This is a genomic window from Anaeroplasma sp., assembly GCF_034179385.1.
In the GTDB taxonomy this organism is placed as follows: domain Bacteria; phylum Bacillota_I; class Bacilli_A; order Acholeplasmatales; family Anaeroplasmataceae; genus Anaeroplasma.
Genome location: NZ_JAXFPY010000041.1, coordinates 1 through 24,441, shown reverse-complemented (window position 1 = coordinate 24,441; position 24,441 = coordinate 1). Strand labels below are relative to the sequence as shown.

The following is a 24,441-nucleotide window of genomic DNA, read 5'->3' as shown; positions in this document are numbered from 1 at the left end:
TAGTACGTTCGATCGTGCGAGAGTAGGAAGCTGCCAGGCTCTCTCTTTGATTTAAACTTATGCCTACTTAGCTCAGTTGGTTAGAGCACCTGACTGTTAATCAGGGGGTCGTGAGTTCAAGTCTCTCAGTGGGCGCCATTTCTTTTTTATAAAAAAGGTTTGACAAAAGAGAAGCATTTTAATAAAATAAAACTACGATATATGGAGGACTAGCTCAGTTGGGAGAGCATCTGCCTTACAAGCAGAGGGTCAGCGGTTCGAGCCCGTTGTCCTCCACCATCGTGCCGACTTAGCTCAATTGGTAGAGCAACTGACTTGTAATCAGTAGGTTGTGGGTTCGATTCCTATAGTCGGCACCACTTAGGATTTAACACTGGATTTATTCAGTGTTTTTTATTTTTTTAACTATTTTACACAAATGGCTTTTAAACGTTTTTTTCAAATCGAGATAATAATAATTTCAATATCTAGATGATATAATGAATTAAAGAACGTTGTTTTATAGAATTTCATACCATAAAATAAATTTTGCTGAACGTTGACTTACTATTCGATTTGTTATATACTTTTAATCACCTAAAAAAAAGGGGATAACTATATGAAATGTAAGAAATGTGGCTTTGATACACCAAACAACTCTAATTTTTGTAGTCATTGTGGTTCTCCAATAGATTTTGATGATGAATTTATAAGTATAGATTCTAAAACAGAAGAAGAAAAGAATGAAGAACACACAAAAAATGCTAACGAAAATATGAATCAAATGATGAATATCGATATCAGTAGAGCATCTATTGGCTGGTATTTTTTGGGATTTTTCTTTCCTTTAGCCGGAATCATTATATTTTTCTTATTTCTCTATAAAAAGCCAGATTTAGCATTTAAAGCAAGAAGAGGTGCAATACATGGGTTTATACTTTCTATTGCATTAACCTTTTTGTTCATCATAACAGTTTCTTTAAAGGGAGGTTTATAAAATGAATGATAATGGAATTTATGACGAAATTTATGGGAAATTAATCAACATTATAAACATTATTTTCATTGCAGGATGGGGAATTGTTACCTTAATTGAATTCATTATAGGTATTTTTATTATACAAAGCCCTGATTTTACTAATGAACTATTCAAAGGTTATTTCCTACCTTATGTAATAGCACCTGCAGGCAGTAATTTGGTTGTCATTATTGTTACTTTGATCCTTTTAAAATCAAAAAAAATTCAACCACGCATTAAGAACTATGTTGTCATTACAAGCTTATTTTTAATTTCTTTAGTATTAGCACTCGTTCATCATTATTTCTTAGCTATGCTAGGTGGATTTGTCATCCCAATTTTGGTTTCTATATTATTCTTAGATTATAAGACCTTTACCTATGGAAATGTTTTATCTACCTTAGGCATTTTGGCATCAACAATTGCTAATATGTTCTTAACCCCAGAAAGAGAAAGAAGTGGTAATCTTTACACTTGGGGTAGCGCAATTATTGTATTATTAATTTGTATTCTTGTAGCCATTATCGTATTCTTAGATGTTCAAATCCATAGACAAAGAGAAAAAATATTGGTTCAAATGCAAAGTGAAAATGCAAAATTAGTTAAGGAAAATAGAGCGGATGGTCTAACAGGCCTTCAAAATCATACTAGCTTCTATAGTGTTCTTGAGGCAAAGCTCTCTAAAGCAAGAAGAGATAAAAGAGGCTTTGCGATTGCAATGCTAGATATCGATGACTTTAAAAACATTAATGACACCTATGGTCATGGTGTTGGCGATGACATTTTAAAATATGTATCCGATACTATAGTTACTGCAATTGATAAGTGTGGTGTTCCATTCCGTTATGGTGGTGATGAATTTGCCATCATCTTTAATAACCCAAACCCAGAAGCGAATGTTGCTGCACTTGAGGTATTAAGAAAGGCTGTTGCAGATAATGATTCTTTATTCTTAGATGGCACAAGAGTTTCCTTATCCATTGGCTATTATAATGTCAAGGAGGCTCAAATGACATCAGAAGAAATTTTCTATAGAGCAGACCAAGCTTTATATCAAGCAAAATATAATGGAAAGAATCAGGTATATCCAATATACTAAATAAAATTCGGGCATTTCTATGAAAAGAAAGCCTCCCTAATTTTTTGGTTGTTTAAAGTTGGTAACAGCCAATCGTTTGATAGATTTTAAAAAAAGGAAATCAATCCCTTCTGAAACTTGGTTGGTAGATTTCCTTTTTTCTATGGCAAATAACTTTTTTAATGCAATTATTTCTCTTTTTTCGTTTTATTATCGCAGTATCGACTTTAGATAATGGGACATGTCGCTTAAAAATGTACATAACCCTAGATCGTCAACAGTGGAAATTTCCATATCCATAGGATATACGTATTATTTTTCTTATGAAATTATCTAGTGAATTATCTACCGCAAACCATCTTTTTGTGGTAAACTATAAGAGACGAGGTGATATTCTATGCGTAAAACAAAAATAATTTGTACTCTTGGTCCTGCATGTGATGACGAAGAGATGTTAAAGAAAATGATTTTAAATGGTCTTGACTGTGCAAGATTAAATTTCTCACATGGTACTCATGAGGAACAAAAGGTCAGAATGGATCGTGTAAAGAAGGTAAGAAGTGAGCTTGGTGTACCACTACCTATATTACTAGATACTAAGGGTCCTGAAATTCGTGTAAGATTATTTAAGGATGGCAAGGTTGAGCTTAAGGAAGGCCAAGAATTTACCTTCTGTAGCGATTATGATATGGTTGGTGATGAAACTAAGGTAGGCTTAACTTATCCTGATTTAGCTTTATATGTGAATAAGCCAGGTACATTAATCCTTGCTGACGATGGTAAGGTTGAATTTGAGGTTCTTCGTGTTGAGGGGAAGAATATTGTTACAAAGGTATTAAATAACGCAACATTGTCCAATCGTAAATCTATCAATATTCCAAATGTTATTGTAGATATGCCATATATTTCTGAGGTTGATAGAAGTGATTTAATTTTTGGTATTCAAGAATGTGTAGATTATATTGCTGCATCCTTCGTAAGAAGACCAGAGGATGTATTAGCTGTTCGTGAATTATTAGACAAATATGATACTTCTGGAAAGATTCGTATTATTTCTAAGATTGAAAATACGGAAGGTATTTCTAAGATGGATGAAATCATTGAGGTATCGGATGGTATTATGATTGCCCGTGGTGATATGGGTGTTGAGGTTCCATTCAAGATGCTTCCAAAGATTCAAAAGGAAATAATTGAAAAGTGCTACAAGAAGGGTAAGCTTGTAGTTACTGCAACTCAAATGTTAGATTCCATGCAGCAAAACCCAAGACCTACTCGTGCTGAGGTTTCCGACGTCGCAAACGCAATTTATGATAAGACTGTAGCTATTATGCTATCTGGAGAATCTGCTGCAGGTAAATATCCATTTCAATCTGTTACAGCTATGAAGGATATAGCTGAATATACAGAATCCAATATCGATTACAGGCATAGATTCTGGGAATGCAACCTAGATTTAGGTGAGGATTTCTTATCTTCTATTTGTAATGCTGCAGTATCCTGTGCATATCAGATGCATGCAAAGGCAATCATTTGTGTTACAAATGCAGGCCAAACTGCATTTAAGCTTTCTGCTTATCATCCTGATTGTCCAATTATTGCATTAACTGTTGACAAAAAGGCATGTCGTCAGTTAAATTTGGCATGGAATGTTTATCCTATCTATGCAGAAAAGAAGAATTCTGTTGATGAATTGTTCGAATATGCATTGCAAGAAGCATTAAAGACAGGACTCGTATCTAAGGGAGACCGTGTAATTATTACAGGTGCATCCTCTATTGTAGGTAATGCAATTACAGATACAATTAAGCTTCATGAAATCTAAAAGCGATAAGGCCCTATAAGGGCCTTTTCATTTTTTTAAAAAAAGTGTAAAAAGTTGTTGATAATTAAAAAATGCTGTGATATAATAAACGGGCGTGTAGATAAAACACAGCTCGGGATTTAGCTCAGCTTGGTAGAGCGCTTGGTTTGGGACCAAGATGTCGTAGGTTCGAATCCTATAATCCCGACCATTTATTTGCGAGTGTAGTTCAATGGTAGAACCTCAGCCCTCCAAGCTGATGACGTCGGTTCGATCCCGATCACTCGCTCCATTGCTAGTAATGAGCCATTAAGGCTCTTTTTTATTTGGAAGAAAGCTCTGTGAAATTGCAGGGCCTTTTCTATCGAATTTTTATTTATTTTTTGGGGAGAGAAATAAAATTGTCAAAAATTTAATAACAATTATAGAGTTTGTTCAAAAATAAGCATTTTAGTTGATTCTTTCCACTTGCGAAAAAAGCGTTATTATTTTATAATAAAACATAAAGAAAAATCTTTTAAAAATTCACATATTTTTTCGAGGTGGTACGATATGACATTAAATTTTTTAGCACTTGAACAGTCACAAATTTTGTTAATTATCATAGGTGGAATTGTTCTTTTTGTTTTAATTTGGGTATCTTTAGCCGGAATTAGAAGTAGAATGAGAAAAAAGGATGAACAAAAGAGGTTGGAAAATGTAACGACTAGCGTTCAATCTAATGAGCTAAAAGCTACTAAGGCTACACCTACAAAGGATGTTAATGCTGAAGAGGTTAAGGATGAATCTAACAAGGAAGAGGAAAAAACTAAAGAGGATTCAAGAAAGTATACTGTAGTAATTACTGCTTCTGGTATGAAGAAGGTTTCAGATGACGAAACCAAGAAGGATGATGTTGCTGAAGAGAAACAACCTTCAGAGCCAGTAGAGGAAGTAACTCAAGAAGAGCCAACTGTAGAGCCAGTAGAAGAAGTAGCTCAAGAAGAGCCAACATTAGAACCGGTAGAGGAAGTAGCTCAAGAAGAGCCAACTGTAGAGCCAGTAGAGGAAGCAGTTCAAGAAGAGCCAACTCAAGAGCCAGTAGAGGAAGAAGCTCAAGAAGAGCCAACTCAAGAACCAGTTGAAGAAGCAGCTCAAGAAGAGCCAACTCTAGAACCAGTAGAGGAAGCAGTTCAAGAAGAGTCAACTCAAGAACCAGTTGAAGAAGTAGCTCAAGAAGAGCCAACTCAAGAGCCAGTAGAGGAAGTAGCTCAAGAGGAGCCAGCTCAAGAACCAGTTGAAGAAGCAACTCAAGAAGAACCAAATGCAGAACCAACTGAAGAAGAACAAGCAGAAGAAACTGAAGAGGAAAAAGCAGCAAGAATTCGTGCAGAAAGAATTGCAGCTTTAAGAGCTCGTGCTAGAGCAAAGAAGGAAGAAGAGGCTAAGGCTGCAGAAACTCCTGCTGAAGAGCCAGTTAAGGAAGAAGCTCAAGAAGAACCTGCTGAAAAGCCTGTTGAAGAAACTCCTGCTGAAAAGCCAGTAGAGGAAACAACTCAAGAAGAACCTGCTGAAAAGCCTGTTGAAGAAGAACAAGTAGAAGAAACCGAAGAGGAGAAACCTGCAAAGAAACCTGTGAAGGAACCTACAAAGAAAGCTCCTAAGGCTACACCAAAACCTTCATCAAGCAAGGCAGCTCCAGTAAAGAAGCCATCTCTTGCTCAAAAGAGAAAAGAATCAGTTAACAGATTAAATGATCTATTGAAGTATATTGAGGAATAATCAGGAGGTAAGGAAAATGGCAAAGTTACAGAAAAACACAATTGATAAGAAAGAATTACTTGCTGATATTGAAAGAATCAAGAAGTCAAAGAATGCTTTAGAAATTGATGCTATAATGGCTAAATACGAAAAGGGATTAGCTGAAATGGATCGTAGAAATGCGAAGAAGGCAGAAGCTCAAACTGAGTCAAAGAAGCCAATCGTTAAGAAGGCAGAAGTGAAGAAGGCGGAAGCTCAAGATAAGCCAAAAACTGGTAGATACAATGGTAAGTATGAAGTATATCAGGCAGCTGATGGCTATGCATATCGCCTAAAGGCATCAAATGGTAAGGTTTTAGTAACATCTGAAATCTATACAACAAGAGATGGTATCCTAAAAGCTATTAACACAGTTAAAAAGAATGTTGAAGTTGGTGAATTACGTGTATTTTCGGATAAGAAGGGCAAATTCAAATTCAAGATGCTATCTAGTAATCGTAGAGTATTATTATTTTCTGCAAATTATGCAAAGGAAGCTAGTGCAAATCGTGCAGCAGAATCCTTCAAGAAGTTCGCATTAAAGGCAGATATTGTTGATGTTGAAATTAAGGATGATGATTTAGCATCTGCAACAAAGATTAAGATTACATCCACAGAGGATAAGACTGGCGGTAAATACGAAATTGAAGAATCTGATGGTGAATTTAGCTGGGATTTAAAGGCATCGAATGGTGAAATCTTGGTACAAATGGAAGGCTATACATCTAAGGCTAGCCTATTAGGCTCCATCGAAAAATTCAAGCAGTATGTAGAAGAAGGAACCTTCAAGTCTATTAAGGATAAGACAGGTCATTACCAATATAAGCTATATACTAAGTCGAATAGAGTTGTCGCAGTAGGTGAATCCTATAAGACTAAGACAAGCGCAATTTCTGCTGCAAATTCTGTAGTATCCTTCTACAAGCTTGCTGAGGTAGTTGATTTAAATCAACAGGCAAAGGCCGAGGCTAAGAAGGCTGAAAAGAAGTCTTCAAAGAAATAATAATAAATTTAAATGAGGATTTAGGGGGATTTTCCCCCTTTCTTCTTGTATAAAGTGAGGTATGTATGTTAGAAATTACACTTCCTGAAAAAATAATAAAAGGCGTTATATCCGGAAAAAAGGATAAGAATCAGAAAAATGAAAAGGTAAAGATAGATACGATTCTTATCAAAGATAAGCCGATACTTCAATTTGCTACATATACCGATAAGCAGGTATTTCATAAAAATGTAGAAGAATCTGAAGCAAAGGCCTTAATCATTTCCTTCTTGAATGATGAATTCAATAATCTAGAGCTTACGACAGAAGAATATATTTATAGCTATAGAGTTACACAAAAGGGTAAGGTTTTATCGAATAAAAGAAAAGCAAAGGAAGTATCCTTAGTTCCTATTTCACACAACAAAAAGAAAAACTATATCCTAGAAGATGGAACACTCGTTCCTGCATTAGTTGATCTAGATATTCAAATGCCTGATGGTAAGGTTACAAAGGCAGGGTATGATAAATTTAAACAAATTAATCGATTCCTAGAGATTATTGATGATTGTATTAAGGAAGAAAAGCATTTAAACATTATTGATTTTGGATGTGGAAAGAGCTATTTAACCTTTATTCTTTATTACTATTTTGTGAAAATAAAAAAGATGGATGTAAATATTACTGGCCTTGATTTAAAAGAGGATGTTATAGATCATTGCAATGAAATTGCAGATAAGTATGGCTATAGTAAATTAAAGTTTTATAAAGGGGATATCGCAAAATATAAGGAAAAGAATGATATTGATATGATCGTTACCTTACATGCTTGTGATACTGCCACGGATTATGCACTATATCATGCGATTACAATGAATGTAAAATATATTTTCTCTGTTCCATGCTGCCAGCATGAAATTAATTTAGAGCTAGACTCTAAGAATTTACATATTATAAACAAATTCGGTATTTTAAAAGATAGATTCTCAGCACTATTAACTGATGCAATTCGTGCAAATATCTTACAGTATTATGGCTATAAAACAAATGTAATGGAGTTTGTAGATTTTGAAAATTCGCCTAAGAATTTACTAATCCGTGCAGTAAAAACCAATAATTCTTTAAATCCTAAGATAAAGGAAGAGATTGATTCCATCCTGTTGGAATATAATATTTCCCAAAAATTATATAGTCTTTTGTTTACAAAAGAAGAACAGTAGCACCGGAGGAATTCGGTGCTTTCTCTTTCTGTTTCTTTTTGGGCAATTTGCACAAAAAAAAGCGGTCATTCTATTGACTATTAAATGTACAAATGATACAATGAGGTATATGAAAACGCTATTATGGGGAGTAGTGCGCCCTGAAATAGCAAAAATAATATTTTTGGTGAAAAATTACTTAGGTGTAAACATATGAACAAGAGTGTTTTGAAGTATATGGTCATCGATTTATTGGCACTAACGGTAATAGGATGTATCCTAGAAGGATTAGTATCAAGATTCATTGGCTTTTTACTAGATGCTGCACCTACGATTACATTTTCACTATTGATTGTCTTTATCGCTGTAGCTAGATGGAAGCTTTGGGGACTAATTCCTATCCCATTTCTAGTTATGTCTACGATACTCGGTGGTCATTTTAGTGAAATATCGTATTATGCAGCCTTTTATAGCTTTTCTAATTGGCAATTAATCCTATCTATGATGATTGGACTTCTGGCGATTGGATTAAATGTAATTTTATTTAGAAATCATAAAACAAACAAGATTTTAAAGAGTCCTTGGAAGATGCTTTTAATCTTGGTTGCAGATTATATTATCTACTGTGTGATCCAATTTATGTTCTATAGATTATTTACAACAGGCAATCTTACATCTGTTGCAAATATTCCATTCATCTATTATACAAAGGATGAAAGTGGAAATTCAGTAGAAAACATGAAGAATCTTGCTAACTATGCTGAATATGGCTTTATGTACAATTTATTTGGACTAGCTGTAGGAGTAGTTGGCTCATTAGTTCTTAGATCTCAAGGAGCTTTAAATAACGCTATTGAAAAGCTCATTGACGATAAAAAACAAAGAGAGGCCGAGCTCGAGTATATGAAATCATTCGGGAAATTTAATTTCAGTGACGAGAGTGAGGAAAAAACTCAAAATGATGAATCAAATAAAATAGAAGAAAAACAAGATTCGTCAGAGCAGTAGAAAAGGATGGTGTGTTTATGCAAAATGTAGTTGTTGAAACAAATCAAGACGTTGTTGATGAAGTCGAACGTACAAAATGGAAACGTACTTTACACGCCCTAGCTAGAGACTGGAGATTATATGTCCTTTTAATCCCAATGATCGCGTTTGTATTCTGCTTTAAATACTTACCGATTAAAGGCTTATTAACCGGCTTTAAGTGGGGTAACGATAACGATTTGGTTTACAATAGCCAATGGTGTGGTTTATATTGGTTTAACCAGATTTTCTTCGGTACTTCATCATCTATGTTCTGGAGAGCATTCCGTAATACTTTCGTAAATAGTATGTACGGTTTAATTATAGGATTCCCGATTCCTATTATTTTAGCGTTACTATTCAGTGAAATTAAGACTGGCTGGTATCGTAGCGTTGTTCAGGTATGTGCTTACTTACCTCACTTCGTATCTTTAACAGTAGTAACCACAATCATAAGCTTATGGTGTGAAGGTACTATTTCTGCTGGTGGTGGAACAGCCGCTGGTGGTTGGGTATACAACATGTGTAAGACTTTTGGTTGGTTAAATGTAACAAATGAAGCAGGAGAGGTTACGGTGCTTCAAGAGAGTATTCTAAGTTATCCAAGATATTTCAGACCAATATATCAGATTAGTGGTGTATGGCAGGATGCTGGTTATAACTCTATTGTATTCTTTGCAGCAATTCTAGCAATTTCTCCAACAAATTACGAGGCAGCTCGTATTGATGGTGCTTCAAAGATTCAGCAGATTCGCTATATTACATTCCCAGGCATGGCTCCTACATTAACGATCATGCTAATTATGCGAATCGGTCAAATTTTAAGTGTTGGATATGAGCAAATTATCCTATTGGTTGGTGATTATTCTAACGCATGGGAAACTGCAGACGTTGTATCTACATTCGTATATCGTATGTCAGGTCAGGCAGCAGGTGCTACAGGTTCAGAAGTAATTCAGCAATTGGGTATCGTAGCTGACTTATTCAACTCAATTTTAGCAATGTTCCTAGTATTAGGTGCTAATGCAATCAGTAGACGTGTATCCTCTACATCATTATTCTAATTGGAGGTATGGCGATGAAAAGATTAGACAAATCAGAAATAGTATTTAAGCTATTAGCTTATATCCTATTAACCATTTTTGCATTATGCTGTTTATATCCATTTATCTTCATATTAATGAACTCCATTTCTGCAAAGAATTTTGTAGATGCAGGCCAGGTAGTTATTGTTCCACTTGGATTCCAGCTTAACGCTTATGTTGATGTTTTTGAGAATAAACAGTTCTGGTTAGCATATTGTAATGCTTTCTATATTACAATTTATGGTACAGCAATCTCCATGTTAGTTGGTGTTTGCGGTGCTTATGCATTATCTAAGACAAGATTAGTATTCGGTAGAGGTTTTAACTTCTTATTAACTGTTACATTATGGTTTAGTGCAGGTATTATTCCTACATATCAAAATTATGTAATGTTCCGTGATGGCTTATTCAGTGGTAATGGCCGTGTATTCTTCATCTTTGCTTTAGGTGTTAATGCATTTAATATCATCCTTTTAAGAAACTATTTCCAGAGTGTACCTCAGGAAATCGAAGAAGCTGCTACAATCGATGGCGCAACAGAGTTCCAAATCTTGACTAGAGTTTATATCCCTATTTCCAAGTCCTCTATTGTTACAGTTGCAATGTTCTATGCTGTAGAATTCTGGAATGGATATTTATGGGCACAAATGCTATTAGGCGAAAAGGATTTACCTTTAACAGCATTTATTAAATTATATTTGGATAAGACAATTAAGAACATTGAGGAATCCGGTGGAGGCCAATTAAGCTATTCTACATATTCCTTAAGATACGCATTCATCGTATGCTCTATCGTTCCTGTTATCTTAATTTATCCAAAGATTCAAAAATATTTTGCTTCCGGCGTTAATGTCGGTGGTGTAAAGGAATAGGAGGAGTAATATGAAAAAGAAAGTATTGATTTCTTCAATTTCTGCTCTTGCTGTTCTAACACTTGCAAGCTGCGGTGAGGCTGTGAAGGAAGGAAGCTACCAGCAGGGCTCTGATGGAGCGTATGCATTAGTAGATTATTCCGAATCAGTAAATTATTCTGAATTAGATAATAAAGATGTAGATATCTATATCAATTATAATGGTGAATCCGGAATTACATTCCGTGGTACATCTTGGTTCAATTCCGTTGACGGAAAGACTTATACACAAGGCTCAATTCTTCCTACATGGTCAAGAATTGCTGACTTAACAAAGACAAATATTCGTGAAGCATCAGGTTATACAGCAACATCCATTGATAATGCTTATACATCTATTGCAACTGCAGGTTATAAGAGTGAGGTTGATTCTTCTAGAAGCATCGATTTATTCTATAACTCAACAGATAATCTAAAGAAGGCTGGTAATTCAGGTACATTAAAGGATTTATATCCTTATATCTATCCAGAAGGAGATGCTACAACAGCATCTACAACAAAGATGCCTAATCTATATGCTTACTTAAAGGATAACCCTTCCATTAAGCAATCTGTTACAGTAAGTGGTAAACATATTTACTATACACCATATCTTGATGGTGATAATGAAGTTGAAAATACATTCATCATGGATACAGAGATGGTATCTAAGGTATTAGCTTCCCTAGAGGTTGGTGATACAGGAAAGAAGAATGGTGGTACAAACCCTGATAAGAATGTATTACAAACTGGTGCTTATAAGTCATTTATTCAAACAGATACTGAAATAGTGGATGTTTATTATAATGGCGAGAAGAAGCCTTTTGAACTTAACTCCGCTGCAGGTAATATTATTGATAAGCAAAATCAGTTATTACAGGCAACAGATGGCTGTACAGGCAAGGATTTAGCAAATCAGCTATTTAATTATATTAAGACAAAATATGCTACATTATTTACGGCAAATGTATATAAGACTCCAGCAGACTTATATATTTCCGAATCCGCTGCATATAACACAGATGAATTAATTGCTTTAATGAGAGTAATTAAGGCTAACCCTGGTGTTATTACAGGTAGTGAGGATAATGAAGTAGAAGTATTCTTCCCAAGAGGAGAGATAGCTACTGCAATTGATAACATTTATGATTTAGCACAGCTTTGGGGTGTTCAGGGTGTTGATAGCGAAAATGGTAATTACTATTTTGCAGCGGATGGTACCTTAAACTCACTTGAAACTACATATGCTTCCTATGATGCATTAAATTATATTTCTGCTATTTATAATGAAGGCTTAATTCTAGATAATTTCTATGTATCTAGTGCAACACCTACATCTACTAGATTCTATGATCAATACTTCAAGAAGACTATGGAAAATCCTTCCTTTGGTTTCATGATGTATGATGATCCATCTATTGTAGCACAGGCTAATGATTCGGAATTCGCAAATACTCAAGGTATTCGTTCTGTATTACCTCCAAGAACTTATTGGTCAACAGAAAAGAATACGGCACAGCAGCATTTATACGATAAAAACGGAATTACAATCACTGAAGGAAAGAGCTTAGTTCGTTACTACGAATCGAATAGATCCCTACAGACTACATCTTGGTCAATTCCTGCTTCATCTGATAGTGTGGATGCAGCATTAAGAATTATGGATTTCATGTATTCTAATGTTGGCCAATTAATTCAAAACTATGGTCCAGAAAACTACTGGATGGATAGTACACTTAATAGCAAGAAGGTATCTAATCAATTAGTAGCTGGTGAAGCAAATGCAATTATCAGTGATTATACAAGACTAGAGCTTGCATCTTCACAGCTTGATTTCTGGAGCTTCATGAGAGGCTACGTTGGAGCAACTCATGGCATCGGCTATGTTCGTCTAAAAGGATTAAATCTACAGGTTACAAATAAGTATGGACGTGTTGGTTTAACCAATATTAATAAGGCTATTGACGCTGGCGTATTAATGCATGCATTATCGAATGCAAAAAATACAGCAACAGCATCTAAATTCACTTGGAATCGTAGTGTTCCAACAGAATTCACAACATCAGTTACAGATACAAGTGGTGAATGGGATGGTATCACAGGCTTCTGGGCTACAAATAAGGTTAATAAGAATGAAGGTTGGGTAAACCTAGTTGTTACACCTTATACTGAAGCAACAGCTCAAAAGATTTCTGATGGTACAGATGAAACATTATTTGTAATTAAGACTGCTAAGAATGGTAGCAAGATTACTTATAAGGATGTGTTTAACCAGATGTCTGCAAGAAACAGCAAGTGCTTATGGTTATTAGCAAAATCCTTAGGTGATGCATGTGTCCCTGGATACATTAACCAGAAATAAACTGCAAATAATATCGGAGGTTAAAAATGAAAAAATTATTAAAACATATGAAACTCATTCATTTAATATTTCTGATCTTAGGTGGAGCAGTAATTATTTCTGCGTTACCATTTAAAACACAGTATAATACGATTTATGTAAATGTCGACGCTACAGGTATTGAAAATGCCTCTAGCGAAATGACAAATGCTATAAATCAGGATCAGAAATTATTATATGATTATTATAATTTGATTGGAGATAACTTCGACAATCATAAAACATTAGTTTATGATTTCCAAAATTCTTTGAATGTCGTAAACAGCCTAATCCTATGGTTTGGAATTGTTCTTGTAATTGCTGCATTAGTACTATTCTTATTCCAAAACCATAAGAGAAAGATTTATTATGGTACAAATGTCCTTATGAGTGTTGTTGCAACACTTGCAACAGTCGTATTCGGAGTAATTGTTTTAGTTCAATTACTTGGTGCAATGGGCACTCTAGGCGCAAATCTAGAATTATTTAATTCTGTTGCAGTACTTCAAAATTCCGATTTGAGAACAACCGCATACCAAGCTGCAGAAGCAGCAGGTGCAGCTGGAGCTAAGGATGCCTTAGCAAGCTACTTCTATGTTACAAGCACAACACTTGTATTCTATATGATTGGAATTATTGTTGTAATTGTATATTCCTTATTCATGTTAATCTTAACATTCTCTAAGTTTAAGAGAACTAAGGAAAGAAGACAAGAAATTTTAAGTAAGGCGGTAGAGAATAATGATTAATGAACTAGAAAAGAAATCATCATTTAATGCGATGTCCGATTTGGAAATCACAAAGAATTCTATCGAAATGCTTAGATATAGAAACAACCGTTTAGCTTATGCCTTAGGCTTAAGTGGTGTAGCCTTAAGCTTACTTGCAGCGTTTGTTTGTATGAATAGTATGAATCCTGAAAATTTCCAGGTCATCTTCAAAATTATTTTAAATGTATTTATTTTGTTATTTGGATTCCTATGCTGCGAAAAAGCTAAGACTTATCAAGTAAGAGGTTCCTTTTACTTAATTGGTTTAGGTGTTATTTGTTTCTTCCGTATCCTATGGATTCCTCTACAGCTAATGACAAACTATAGTGCATATCTAGCAGCTAAGGCTGCTGATGATGTTGAGGCTATGAATAATGCTTCAAAATTCTTAGGTGCAACTATTATTAACAGCGACGGTCAGGTGAACTGGTTACCAGCTGATGGTACAACAAGAGGATTAATCGCAATTATCCTATTAGTATTAGCAGGTATCTTAATGATCGCCGGTGGTATAATTGGCTTCTTAAAGGCAAAGAAATTAACAGCATACTTAAACAGCTTAAAGGAAACAAAGTAAGGGAGGAATCGAAAAATGGCACAAGAAGTTATTTTAAAGGACGTCAACAAGGTTTATCCAAATGGCTTCCATGCAGTATATGATTTTAATATCGAAATCCAGAAAGGCGAATTCATCGTACTATGTGGTCCTTCTGGATGTGGTAAATCCACAACATTACGTATGATTGCTGGTTTAGAGGAAATCTCTTCCGGTGAATTAATTATTAACAATAAGAAGGTTAACAATGTAGCTCCTGCAGATAGAGATATCGCGATGGTATTCCAAAATTATGCATTATATGCACATATGACAGTTTACCATAACATGGCATTCTCATTAACAATTCGTAAGATTGACCCAGTTGAAATTCATGCAAGAGTTATGAAGGCAGCAGATATCTTAGGCTTAATTCCATACTTAAATAGAAAGCCTAAGCAGCTATCTGGTGGACAGCGTCAAAGAGTTGCTTTAGGTAGAGCAATTGTTCGTAACCCTATCGTATTCTTACTAGATGAGCCTCTATCTAACCTAGATGCTAAGCTAAGAGGATCAATGAGAAAGGAATTAATGCAGTTACATGAAAGATTAAATACTACATTTATCTATGTAACACATGACCAGGTTGAAGCTTTAACACTTGCAACAAGAATTGTTGTTATGAAGGATGGTTATGTAAAGCAGATTGCAACTCCTAAGGAAATGTTTGATAAGCCTGAGGATCTATTCGTTGCAGGATTTATTGGAACTCCACCAATGAATATCATTGATGGTACAATTGACCCAGCTTTAGAGTATTTCACTCATGATGCAACAGGTGTACAGCTAAAGCTTACTGAGCATCAAAGCGAAATCTTAGGTTCTTATGCAGGCAAGCAGGTTAAGTTCGGTATTCGTCCTGAATATGTATATATCGATGAAAAGAGCCTTGCTAAATTCAAGGATTCTACCGTTCATATGAGTATTGATTATACAGAATATTTAGGCGCATATAATCTAATTTATGCTAAATTTGGTGAAGATCAATTCATAGGTAAGGTAACTGAAAGAAACCAAATTGAAGTAACTGAGGCTGATTTTGCTCTTGATATGGAGAAGGCTCATTTCTTCGACGTAGAAACAACAAAGAGAATTCGATAAGGAGGTACCTCATGGATCAAAGTAGATATGAACAGGTCCCAAAGAAGGAAGGAAAGGCTGCAAAAGCTTTTAAGAACTTCGGTAAGTACCTTAAAACAGTTGGTCTTAGCATTATAGAAAGCTTTAAGTATAATCGTATGAAGCTTCCTGCATTCATGCTAGGAATCGGAGGAATCCTTATTGGTTTATTCCTATCCGTACACGCTGCAACTATTAAGCAGCTAACCTATACTTATTCTTATGTCACAACAGAATCAGGAGAATTAGTAAAATATACAGCTATGCTACCTGGTATGCCTTATGACTATACAGGTATTGTAATCTTTATTTTAATGCTACTTGGTATTTTAAATATCTTTATTGCACTTGCATTCAATAGTAAGCAGAACAAGGGGTCTGTAGTTTCTGCAACCATCATTACATTAGTTATGATTGGTTTAACTATCGCATATGTATATGCAGTAACATATTTCAAGACATATCATGATACTGGTATTGAAGTAAATGGTACATTATACAGGCTTGAAATTGCTGGTGGTGGATATGAATCTAACTTCCTAAGCAATTACATGGGCTCTATGATTGTACTATTCATCGCTGATGGATTATCCATACTTGCATGCGTTTTAGGTTTCATTCACTATAACCGTGCATACGAGAAGGGCGACGACAGATAAGATGAAGAAAAATAGAACAGAAGAAAGGGAAGAAATCGACGAATATGGCGATATGGAGCCATATCAAGTCGACAAATTATCTAAGATTCCATCTGGATTAATTATTACCTTTATGAAGTTCTGGGCAGCTGCGGCTGCCGTTTTCTTCATATTGATTGGCGGCTTAGATTTAGGTATCGATTTTTCTAAGGAGACAACGGATATCTATGAGGATTATGCGATTACCATTCGTGCAATCGTATTAGTATCCTTATTCCTTGCTATCCTTTTAAATTATGGTATTAAGCACATAGCTCATTTAATGAACAATAGAAGAAATAATACACATAAATGGATGGTATTAAATCTTAAAGGGTTCTTAGGCTTTTTAGCATATTTTCTATATTCTATAGTTACTATGACAATTATGTTCTTTATTGTATTGCTATTTAGCTATTATAGGCTTGTTCCGTCCTTTATGGATAATGGAGGAATTGGTATTGAACCATTCTCCTATGGACTTGGCTTTATTTTAGTTGATGGAGTTTTCCTAGTAGCTAAGAATTATATTGTTAAGCTATATCAATATTTAAAGTATAAAAAGCAAATTCAAATGGCTTAGATTACGAGGGCAAAATGCCCTCTTTTCATTTTTAAAAAAATTAATGTATACATTAAAAAAACGTTTTCTATAATCGTTTAAAGTGTATGTTTTCGTGTTATAATAAATTGATATGTTAAATTTATTGAGAAAGGATTAAAAATGTATGAAAATATCAATTGGTTGTGATCACTCTGCTTTAGAGCTTAAGGATAGTGTTATCGCTCATCTTAAGGAATTAGGCCATGAGGTTATTGACCGTGGTACCTTTACAAAGGATTCTTGCGATTATACGGATTATGGTTATATGGTTGCAAAGGATATCAAGGATAAGGTAGCCGATAGAGGAATCGTCATTTGCTTTACAGGAATTGGTATGTCTATCATTGCGAATAAGGTTAAGGGTGTAAGATGTGCCCTAGTTCATGATAAGGATGCTGCCTTACTTACAAGATTACATAACGATTCCAATTGCTTAGCCCTATCTGCAAAATATACTGGTAAGGTATATGCAAATGAAATTGTAGATGTTTGGCTAGATACGGAATTCTCTTTTAATGAAAGACACGAAAGAAGAATTCAAAAGATAGCAAAATACGAGGAGGAATTCTAGGTATGAACATTACAATTTTGAACCACTCTTTAATTAAACATAAGCTAACAAATATTCGTAAGACAGAAACGAATACAAAGGATTTCTATCAAAATGTAAATGAGATTGCAGGACTTATGGCTTATGAAATCTCTAGAGATTTCCCACTTAAGCCTGTAGAGATTACAACTCCAATTTGTAAGAGTATCCAATATGAGCTTGCAAATGATGTTGTGATTGTACCTATACTTCGTGCAGGCTTAGGTATGGTAGATGGAATTAGAAGTATGATTCCGACAGCTAAGGTTGGCTTCATTGGCTTATTTAGAGATGAGACAACCCTAGAGCCTCATGAGTATTATGCGAAATTCCCAGATACAATTAAGGATTCTATTGTATTATTAGTTGACCCAATGCTTGCAACAGGTGGTAGCGCAAGTGCGGCTATCACTATGCTAAAGAAAAGAGGCTGCAAGGATATCCGTTATGTAGGATTAGTTGGAGCACCCGAGGGTGTAAAGACATTGCAAAAGGATCATCCAGATGTACCTATTTATCTTGCATCATTAGATGAAAAACTAAATGAGAAGGGATATATAGTGCCAGGCCTTGGAGATTGTGGGGACCGCTTATTCGGGACAAGATAGTGAAACTTGGCAAGGCAGCTAAAACCTATACTTTAGCAACACAAGGAATATTTTCTATGGGGATTCTTACCATCTTAGGATTTGTTATTGGTTGGTTTATCAATAAGGATTCCCCATGGCCTATCATACTTGCTATCGTTGGCTTGATATTTGGCTTATTTTCCTTTATTACTTATCTTTTGTATCTTCTTAAAGAGGAAGAAAAAGAAAAGAAAAAAGAGGATTTAGATGGAAAAGAAGAATAGATTATATTTTTATAGTATTATCCTTTTATTCCTTGTTCTTGTAAGTACCGTATTGGGTATATTTCATTTATATTGGTGGTATTACCCAATAGGTGTTGTTATGGGGTTAATTACACATCTTCTTATGGTGATACAAAATAGAAGATTCTATAGAATTCAAATGAATGATGTAGAAAAGGTTCTATTTCATCCTAAGAAGGATTCGTTTTTGTGGTATGGTCTTAGAATACTTGTTATTCTTCTATTTTTAGCTATAGTTTTTATCTTAGCTTATAACTTTCATAAAGATCGCCTACTTGAGACTACATTGATGGTATTAGGTGGCTTTATGACAGTTAAGGTTGTATTTATTATAATTTTAATCATTTTTAAGGAAGGAAGGTGAGATTTTGGATTGGAGTTCGCTTAGCACATATTGGCAAAATATGAATGGGCCTATTCAAGCAACACTATTGATTACAGGTGGCTTAATCCTATTTTTCCTAATTCTATTCTTCGTGTTAAAGAAAGTAGATCCACTGAAGAAAACACCCTTATGGCTCGTACCTTTTTTATGGATTGTTGATTTAATCAACGGCTTCGTAAAGGATAGTATAGGTATTAGGTGGAAAAGCTATGCACCATGGTTTTTAACCCTGACAATCTTTATATTCTTTGCGAATATATCCTCTGTTTATTTATTAGATAACCCAACAAGCTATGTTGTTGTTACCTTTGCGCTTGCACTTACAACATTCTTTGTAATTCAAGCATCTGGTATAGCATCGAATGGTATAGGGGGATATTTAAAGAGCTTTTTAGATCCAAATCCTGTAATGCTACCGATGAATATCGTATCGGAATTTACTTTACCGATATCCTTATCCTTACGTTTATTTGGTAATGTCATTTCAGGTACAGCTATTTCAATATTGATAAAGAAATTGCTCCAATATTGGGCAATACCAATTATGCCATTTATCAATTTACTATTTGATATTGCGTTTGGATTAATCCAAGTTGCAGTATTCGTAATTCTATCGATTATCTTTACATCTATGAAGATTAAGGATGAAGAAAAAATATATTCAAAATAATTTAAAAGGAGAAAAATAATTATGAATTTATTAACAGTTTTAACGAACATTTTCACTGCTTTAATCGAGGTTGGTGACGGTTTAAAATACATCGGTGCAGGCTTAGCTGTATTTACAGGTTTTGCTGCAGCTATCGGTGAAGGTAATGTTGCTGCACACGCAGTAGATGCAATGGCACGTCAGCCTGAAATGGCAGGTAATATTCGTACAACCATGTTAATTGGTCAGGCAGTATCTGAGACTACTGGTCTATATGGTTTAATTATCGCCATTCTAATTGTATTCGCATAATAATAAAAAGAAAGGAAGCTACAGTGTAGCTAAGGCATAAAGATATGATAGATATGCAACCAGCTATTGACGCTATTAATGCGGCAATAAAAGAAGGCCTTGGCCCTATTTTCTTGATTTCAAATCCTGAGGAATTACTTAAGGCTTTGCCTTCAGAGCTTATGGATTTAGTTGTTCAGCTTTGTGCCACACTAATTTTATTTATTGCAGTCCGTTTCTTGTTTTGGAAGCCAATTACAAATATATTAGAGGCTAGAAGAAGTGCCATCGATAAAGAGCTTGAGGATGCTAAAATTGCTAAGGAAAATGCGGTTTTAGTTGAACAGGATATGAAAGATGAGCTTTCTAAGGCTAAGAATCATATAAAGGAAATGCTCGATCAGGCAGAAAAGGAAGCTAATATAAGAAGAGATGAAATTATTAATTCTGCTAAGGAAGAAGCCAAAAGGAGAATGGATAATTTATCTATGGAGCTTGAACAAGAAAAGAAGAATATGGAAGATAGCATCAAAAAGGAAATCGTTGATATTGCATTTCAGGCAGCAGAAAAGATTGTTGCAAGAGAAATTGATCAGGATAAGTATTTAGATGTTGTTACAGATATTCTTAAAGGAGGCTGCTAGTAGTGGTAGAAAGTGAATACGCAAAGGCAGTTTTTGATTTAGCTAAGGAAGAGAATAAAATCGAAGTATTTACAAATTGCTTTAATGCAGTCATAGACACGAAAACTAAGGAATTTAGTGATATTTTAGTTTCACCCTTTATTCATAAGGAGGAAAAGAAAAGAATCCTTAGTAAGGTATATCATTCCTTAGATGAAACATTTCTTCATTTCTTATATGTATTAATCGATCATAATCGTTTTGATAAGGTAAATGATATTTATAAGGAATATGAAAAGCTTGTTTTAAAGGATAATAATATTCTAAGAGTTAAGCTAATCTCTATAGATCTGATTAAGCCAAAAAGATTAAAGGAATTTGAGGAAACTCTTCTGAATAAATATCCGAATATGAAAATTGAAATTATAAATGAAATTAATCCAAATCTTATTGGTGGTGTACAAATTCTTATGGACGATGCATCCATTGATGCATCCATAAAGGGTACATTAGATAAGATTAGAGGATCACTATAGGAGGGAAGCATGGCAAATATTAATTTATCTGAAATATCTGGCCTTATTAAAGAGCAAATTAAGGCTTATAAAGAAGATATTGCAACAGAAAATGTTGGACATGTTGTTAAAGTAGGCGATGGTATTGCCATAGTTCATGGACTTGACAAGGCTATGGCCTCAGAGCTTTTAGTTTTCCCTAATGACGTATATGGTATGGTTCAAAACCTTGAGGAGGATTGTGTAGGTGTAATCCTACTTGGTGAATGCTCTAAGGTTAAGGAAGGCGATTTAGTTAAGTGTACTGGTAGAATTTTGGAGGTGCCTGTAGGTGATGACTTCATTGGAAGAGTTATCAACCCACTTGGTGAGCCTATTGATGGACTTGGACCAATTCAGGCAAATGGTTCTCGTCCAATCGAAATGAAGGCTACTGGTGTAATGGATCGTCAAAGTGTATGCGAGCCACTACAAACGGGTATTAAGGTTTTGGATGCGTTAGTTCCTATTGGAAGAGGACAGCGTGAGCTTATTATCGGTGATCGTCAGACAGGCAAAACATCAATTGCAGTTGATACCATTTTGAATCAAAAGGATCAGAATGTTATTTGTATTTATGTAGCTATTGGTCAAAAGGAATCTACCGTTTCCAATGTTTATGAAACATTAAAGGACAATGATGCAATGAAATATTCTATTATCGTTTCTGCATCTGCATCCAATCCAGCTCCAATGCTATATTTAGCACCATATTCTGGTGTAACCTTAGCAGAATATTTTATGTTCTCGGGTAAGGATGTATTAATCGTTTATGATGACCTATCTAAGCATGCCGTTGCATATAGAGAGATGTCATTATTATTACATAGACCACCAGGAAGAGAAGCCTTCCCAGGTGATGTATTCTATCTACATTCTAGATTACTTGAGCGTGCAGCAAAATTAAACGATGAGCTTGGCGGAGGTTCTATTACAGCACTTCCTATTATTGAAACCCAGGCTGGTGATATTTCTGCATATATTCCAACGAATGTAATTTCTATTACCGATGGACAAATCTTCTTACAAAGCGATTACTTCTATAAGGGTATTCGTCCAGCAATTAATGCAGGTTTATCTGTTTCTCGTGTTGGTGGTGCGGCTCAAACGAAGGCCGTAAAGAAGGTATCTGGTACACTAAGACTAGATTTAGCATCCTACCATGAGCTTGAATCCTTTACTCAGTTTGGCTCAGATCTAGATGCAGTAACTAAGGCTAAGCTCGATAGAGGTAAGAGAACACAAGAGATATTAAAACAGGATTTACATAAGACTCTAAATATGGAAGAAGAGGCAATGATTTTATATGCATTAACGCATGGCTTCTTAGATAATATTCCTGTTGAGGCTTTAGCAAAATATGAGGAATCCTTATATATTGATATGAAAACATCCGATGATGGTAAGAAGCTTGTTGAAACATTACGTTTAACAAAGACATTACCAGATTCAGCCAAGATGGATGCATATTTAACTGAATTTAACAAAAAGTTTATGTAGGAGGGGCTTATGGCAAACTCCTTACGTCAAGTAAAAATTAGAATCAATTCTACAAAGAGTACAGCCCAAATCACAAAAGCGATGTATACAGTATCTCAATCTAAGGTAAAGCGTGCTGAAAAGACCTATAAGGCCTACAAGGACTTTATGAAAAGAATCCAAGATACAGTATCTCAAATTGTGGAAAAGGCAGGTGGAGAATATCAGCATCCATTACTTTTAGGAAGAGATATTAAGAAAACGGCTTATTTCATCATCACTTCGGATAGAGGCCTTGCAGGTGCATATAATTCCTCTATTGAAAAAGCTTTAACGGAAAAGATTAAGGAAAATCATAAATCCAAGGATGAATTTATTACTGCAGCTATCGGTAAAAAGGGCCATTTCTATTTAAAAAAGATGGGATATCCTATGCTTGAGGAAAATCCTACCTATGTCAGAGATGATGTATTATTTGTAGATATTGCTCCATTAGCTAAAAAGTTTGTGGAGGCATATTTAAATAAAGAAATTGATAAGCTAGTTATTGTATATAATCATTACGTAAATAGCTTAACTCAAGAAGTAACCTTTGAGGAGCTACTTCCAATTAAGAAGATTGAGGGTAGCCATCAACAAACTGACTTTGTATATGAAACTGGAATCGAAAAAACATTGGATTTATTACTTCCAATGTATTTAGAGGATATGATCTATGGTATTATTCTAGATGCTAAAACAGCAGAGCATTCTGCTAGAATGAATTCTATGAAGAGTGCTACAGATAATGCAGAGGAGATTATTGCAAAGCTTCAGCTATTATATAATAGAGCACGTCAAAGTGTCGTTACAAACGAATTAATTGATATTATTGGCGGTGCGAATGCGATAGGAGGCGACGATTAATGAAAGGACATATCGTTGAGGTTAAGGGCCCCGTTGTCGATTGTTTATTCGAAGAGGGATGCTTACCTAGTATTAACGAAGCATTAACGATTGATGTTAATAAAGAAGAGAACAATGGCATTGGAATTCATTTAACTATTGAAGTCGCTCTACATATTGGTAATAACAAGGTAAGATGTATCGCAATGGATTCTACCGATGGACTTCGTCGTGGGATGGAGGTCATTGCGACAGGAGGTGCAATTTCTGTTCCTGTAGGTGAGGCAACACTTGGAAGAGTATTTAATGTTTTAGGTGAGCCTATTGACCACAAGGGTGAAATTGATAAAGAAGTACCTCGTATGCCAATTCATAGAGAGGCACCAAAGCTAGATGAATTATCCAGCAATGTTGAAATTTTTGAAACAGGTATTAAGGTTATTGACCTTTTAGCTCCATATATTAAGGGTGGTAAAATTGGTTTATTCGGTGGTGCCGGTGTTGGTAAAACCGTATTAATCCAAGAGTTAATTCACAATGTTGCGCAGGAGCATGGTGGTATTTCCGTATTCTCTGGTGTAGGTGAGCGTACGAGAGAGGGTAATGATCTATATCATGAAATGACAGAGTCTGGAGTTATTTCAAAAACTGCCATGGTCTTTGGACAAATGAATGAACCACCAGGAGCTCGTATGAGAGTTGCCTTAACTGGTTTAACAATGGCAGAGCATTTTAGAGATGAAGCACATCAGGATGTATTATTATTCATTGATAATATCTTCCGTTTCACTCAGGCAGGCTCTGAGGTTTCTGCCTTACTTGGTAGAGTACCTAGTGCCGTAGGTTACCAGCCAACCCTAGCTACAGAAATGGGTAAGCTTCAAGAGCGTATTACTTCAACAAAGAATGGATCTATTACCTCCATTCAGGCAGTATACGTTCCTGCAGATGACTACACAGACCCAGCTCCAGCAACAACCTTCACACACCTAGATGCAACAACAAACCTATCTAGAAAACTTGCAGAGGAGGGTATTTACCCTGCCGTAGATCCACTAGCATCTACATCAAGAGCACTTCAGCCATCCATTGTTGGACAGGAGCACTATGATGTTGCAAGAAGAGTTCAG

Annotated in this window: 26 protein-coding genes and 5 tRNA genes; all 31 read left to right on the top strand. The window is 35.2% G+C overall.

Annotated features, from left to right (window positions below; translation table 11 throughout):
• Positions 1-61 precede the first annotated feature (61 nt).
• Positions 62-138, top strand: a tRNA-Asn gene (locus SPJ17_RS02915).
• Between the two features lie 65 nt (positions 139-203).
• Positions 204-279: transfer RNA gene (locus SPJ17_RS02910), tRNA-Val, on the top strand.
• Between the two features lie 4 nt (positions 280-283).
• Positions 284-359 (top strand) — tRNA-Thr (locus tag SPJ17_RS02905).
• 239 nt (positions 360-598) lie between these two features.
• On the top strand, positions 599-976 hold the full coding sequence (locus SPJ17_RS02900; RefSeq protein WP_321092605.1) for a hypothetical protein: 378 nt from the start codon (positions 599-601) through the stop codon (positions 974-976).
• Position 977: 1 nt separating this feature from the next.
• Positions 978-2,096 (top strand): GGDEF domain-containing protein, encoded by a 1,119-nt coding sequence (locus SPJ17_RS02895; protein ID WP_321092603.1) that lies wholly within the window; start codon positions 978-980, stop codon positions 2,094-2,096.
• Positions 2,097-2,472: 376 nt separating this feature from the next.
• Complete coding sequence (pyk, locus tag SPJ17_RS02890) at positions 2,473-3,897, top strand: pyruvate kinase (RefSeq protein ID WP_321092600.1); 1,425 nt, start codon at positions 2,473-2,475, stop codon at positions 3,895-3,897.
• A gap of 113 nt (positions 3,898-4,010) precedes the next feature.
• Positions 4,011-4,087, top strand: a tRNA-Pro gene (locus tag SPJ17_RS02885).
• A 7-nt stretch (positions 4,088-4,094) separates the two neighbouring features.
• A tRNA-Gly gene (locus tag SPJ17_RS02880) sits at positions 4,095-4,168 on the top strand.
• Between the two features lie 260 nt (positions 4,169-4,428).
• On the top strand, positions 4,429-5,637 hold the full coding sequence (locus SPJ17_RS02875) for a hypothetical protein (protein ID WP_321092598.1): 1,209 nt from the start codon (positions 4,429-4,431) through the stop codon (positions 5,635-5,637).
• Positions 5,638-5,653: 16 nt separating this feature from the next.
• Positions 5,654-6,658 carry a DUF1508 domain-containing protein gene (locus SPJ17_RS02870; protein WP_321092595.1) on the top strand — a complete coding sequence of 335 codons (1,005 nt, stop codon included), beginning with the start codon at positions 5,654-5,656 and terminating at the stop codon, positions 6,656-6,658.
• Positions 6,659-6,723: 65 nt separating this feature from the next.
• Positions 6,724-7,857: an SAM-dependent methyltransferase gene (locus SPJ17_RS02865; protein WP_321092593.1), complete on the top strand. Its 1,134-nt coding sequence runs from the start codon at positions 6,724-6,726 to the stop codon at positions 7,855-7,857.
• A 192-nt stretch (positions 7,858-8,049) separates the two neighbouring features.
• Positions 8,050-8,844, top strand: a complete 795-nt coding sequence (locus SPJ17_RS02860) for a hypothetical protein (RefSeq protein WP_321092591.1) — start codon at positions 8,050-8,052, stop codon at positions 8,842-8,844.
• A 17-nt stretch (positions 8,845-8,861) separates the two neighbouring features.
• Positions 8,862-9,926 carry an ABC transporter permease subunit gene (locus tag SPJ17_RS02855; RefSeq protein ID WP_321092589.1) on the top strand — a complete coding sequence of 355 codons (1,065 nt, stop codon included), beginning with the start codon at positions 8,862-8,864 and terminating at the stop codon, positions 9,924-9,926.
• A gap of 14 nt (positions 9,927-9,940) precedes the next feature.
• Positions 9,941-10,819: a carbohydrate ABC transporter permease gene (locus SPJ17_RS02850; RefSeq protein WP_321092586.1), complete on the top strand. Its 879-nt coding sequence runs from the start codon at positions 9,941-9,943 to the stop codon at positions 10,817-10,819.
• A 10-nt stretch (positions 10,820-10,829) separates the two neighbouring features.
• Complete coding sequence (locus SPJ17_RS02845; RefSeq protein ID WP_321092583.1) at positions 10,830-13,199, top strand: hypothetical protein; 2,370 nt, start codon at positions 10,830-10,832, stop codon at positions 13,197-13,199.
• A gap of 26 nt (positions 13,200-13,225) precedes the next feature.
• Entirely contained in the window at positions 13,226-13,966 is a 741-nt protein-coding gene (locus SPJ17_RS02840) for a hypothetical protein (RefSeq protein ID WP_321092581.1), read from the top strand.
• Positions 13,959-14,564, top strand: coding sequence for a hypothetical protein (locus SPJ17_RS02835; protein WP_321092579.1), 606 nt, complete (start codon positions 13,959-13,961; stop codon positions 14,562-14,564). Before SPJ17_RS02840 ends, SPJ17_RS02835 begins: the two co-directional genes overlap by 8 nt.
• A gap of 15 nt (positions 14,565-14,579) precedes the next feature.
• The gene (ugpC, locus tag SPJ17_RS02830) at positions 14,580-15,683 is read left to right on the top strand and encodes a sn-glycerol-3-phosphate ABC transporter ATP-binding protein UgpC (protein ID WP_321092578.1); all 1,104 of its coding nucleotides are present in this window, start codon (positions 14,580-14,582) and stop codon (positions 15,681-15,683) included.
• 11 nt (positions 15,684-15,694) lie between these two features.
• Positions 15,695-16,360: a hypothetical protein gene (locus tag SPJ17_RS02825; protein WP_321092576.1), complete on the top strand. Its 666-nt coding sequence runs from the start codon at positions 15,695-15,697 to the stop codon at positions 16,358-16,360.
• 1 nt (position 16,361) lies between these two features.
• A complete protein-coding gene (locus tag SPJ17_RS02820; protein WP_321092574.1) occupies positions 16,362-16,961 on the top strand; it encodes a hypothetical protein in 600 nt (199 codons plus the stop codon).
• A 145-nt stretch (positions 16,962-17,106) separates the two neighbouring features.
• Positions 17,107-17,553: a ribose 5-phosphate isomerase B gene (gene rpiB / locus SPJ17_RS02815; RefSeq protein WP_321092572.1), complete on the top strand. Its 447-nt coding sequence runs from the start codon at positions 17,107-17,109 to the stop codon at positions 17,551-17,553.
• Between the two features lie 2 nt (positions 17,554-17,555).
• On the top strand, positions 17,556-18,179 hold the full coding sequence (gene upp / locus SPJ17_RS02810; RefSeq protein ID WP_321092569.1) for a uracil phosphoribosyltransferase: 624 nt from the start codon (positions 17,556-17,558) through the stop codon (positions 18,177-18,179).
• Positions 18,179-18,424, top strand: coding sequence for a hypothetical protein (locus SPJ17_RS02805; protein WP_321092567.1), 246 nt, complete (start codon positions 18,179-18,181; stop codon positions 18,422-18,424). The genes upp and SPJ17_RS02805 overlap by 1 nt, the downstream gene beginning before the upstream one ends.
• Entirely contained in the window at positions 18,408-18,809 is a 402-nt protein-coding gene (locus SPJ17_RS02800; protein WP_321092565.1) for a hypothetical protein, read from the top strand. Before SPJ17_RS02805 ends, SPJ17_RS02800 begins: the two co-directional genes overlap by 17 nt.
• 4 nt (positions 18,810-18,813) lie before the next feature.
• Positions 18,814-19,500, top strand: a complete 687-nt coding sequence (locus tag SPJ17_RS02795) for a FoF1 ATP synthase subunit a (protein ID WP_321092562.1) — start codon at positions 18,814-18,816, stop codon at positions 19,498-19,500.
• Between the two features lie 21 nt (positions 19,501-19,521).
• Positions 19,522-19,791 (top strand): ATP synthase F0 subunit C, encoded by a 270-nt coding sequence (gene atpE, locus SPJ17_RS02790; protein ID WP_321092560.1) that lies wholly within the window; start codon positions 19,522-19,524, stop codon positions 19,789-19,791.
• Positions 19,792-19,835: 44 nt separating this feature from the next.
• Entirely contained in the window at positions 19,836-20,414 is a 579-nt protein-coding gene (gene atpF, locus SPJ17_RS02785; protein WP_321092557.1) for a F0F1 ATP synthase subunit B, read from the top strand.
• A gap of 2 nt (positions 20,415-20,416) precedes the next feature.
• Complete coding sequence (atpH, locus tag SPJ17_RS02780) at positions 20,417-20,929, top strand: ATP synthase F1 subunit delta (protein WP_321092555.1); 513 nt, start codon at positions 20,417-20,419, stop codon at positions 20,927-20,929.
• Positions 20,930-20,938: 9 nt separating this feature from the next.
• Positions 20,939-22,447 carry a F0F1 ATP synthase subunit alpha gene (gene atpA, locus SPJ17_RS02775; RefSeq protein ID WP_321092553.1) on the top strand — a complete coding sequence of 503 codons (1,509 nt, stop codon included), beginning with the start codon at positions 20,939-20,941 and terminating at the stop codon, positions 22,445-22,447.
• A gap of 9 nt (positions 22,448-22,456) precedes the next feature.
• The gene (gene atpG, locus SPJ17_RS02770) at positions 22,457-23,332 is read left to right on the top strand and encodes an ATP synthase F1 subunit gamma (protein WP_321092551.1); all 876 of its coding nucleotides are present in this window, start codon (positions 22,457-22,459) and stop codon (positions 23,330-23,332) included.
• The coding region (atpD, locus tag SPJ17_RS02765; protein WP_321092549.1) for a F0F1 ATP synthase subunit beta at positions 23,332-24,441 on the top strand (1,110 nt) is incomplete at its 3' end. The genes atpG and atpD, both read left to right, overlap by 1 nt.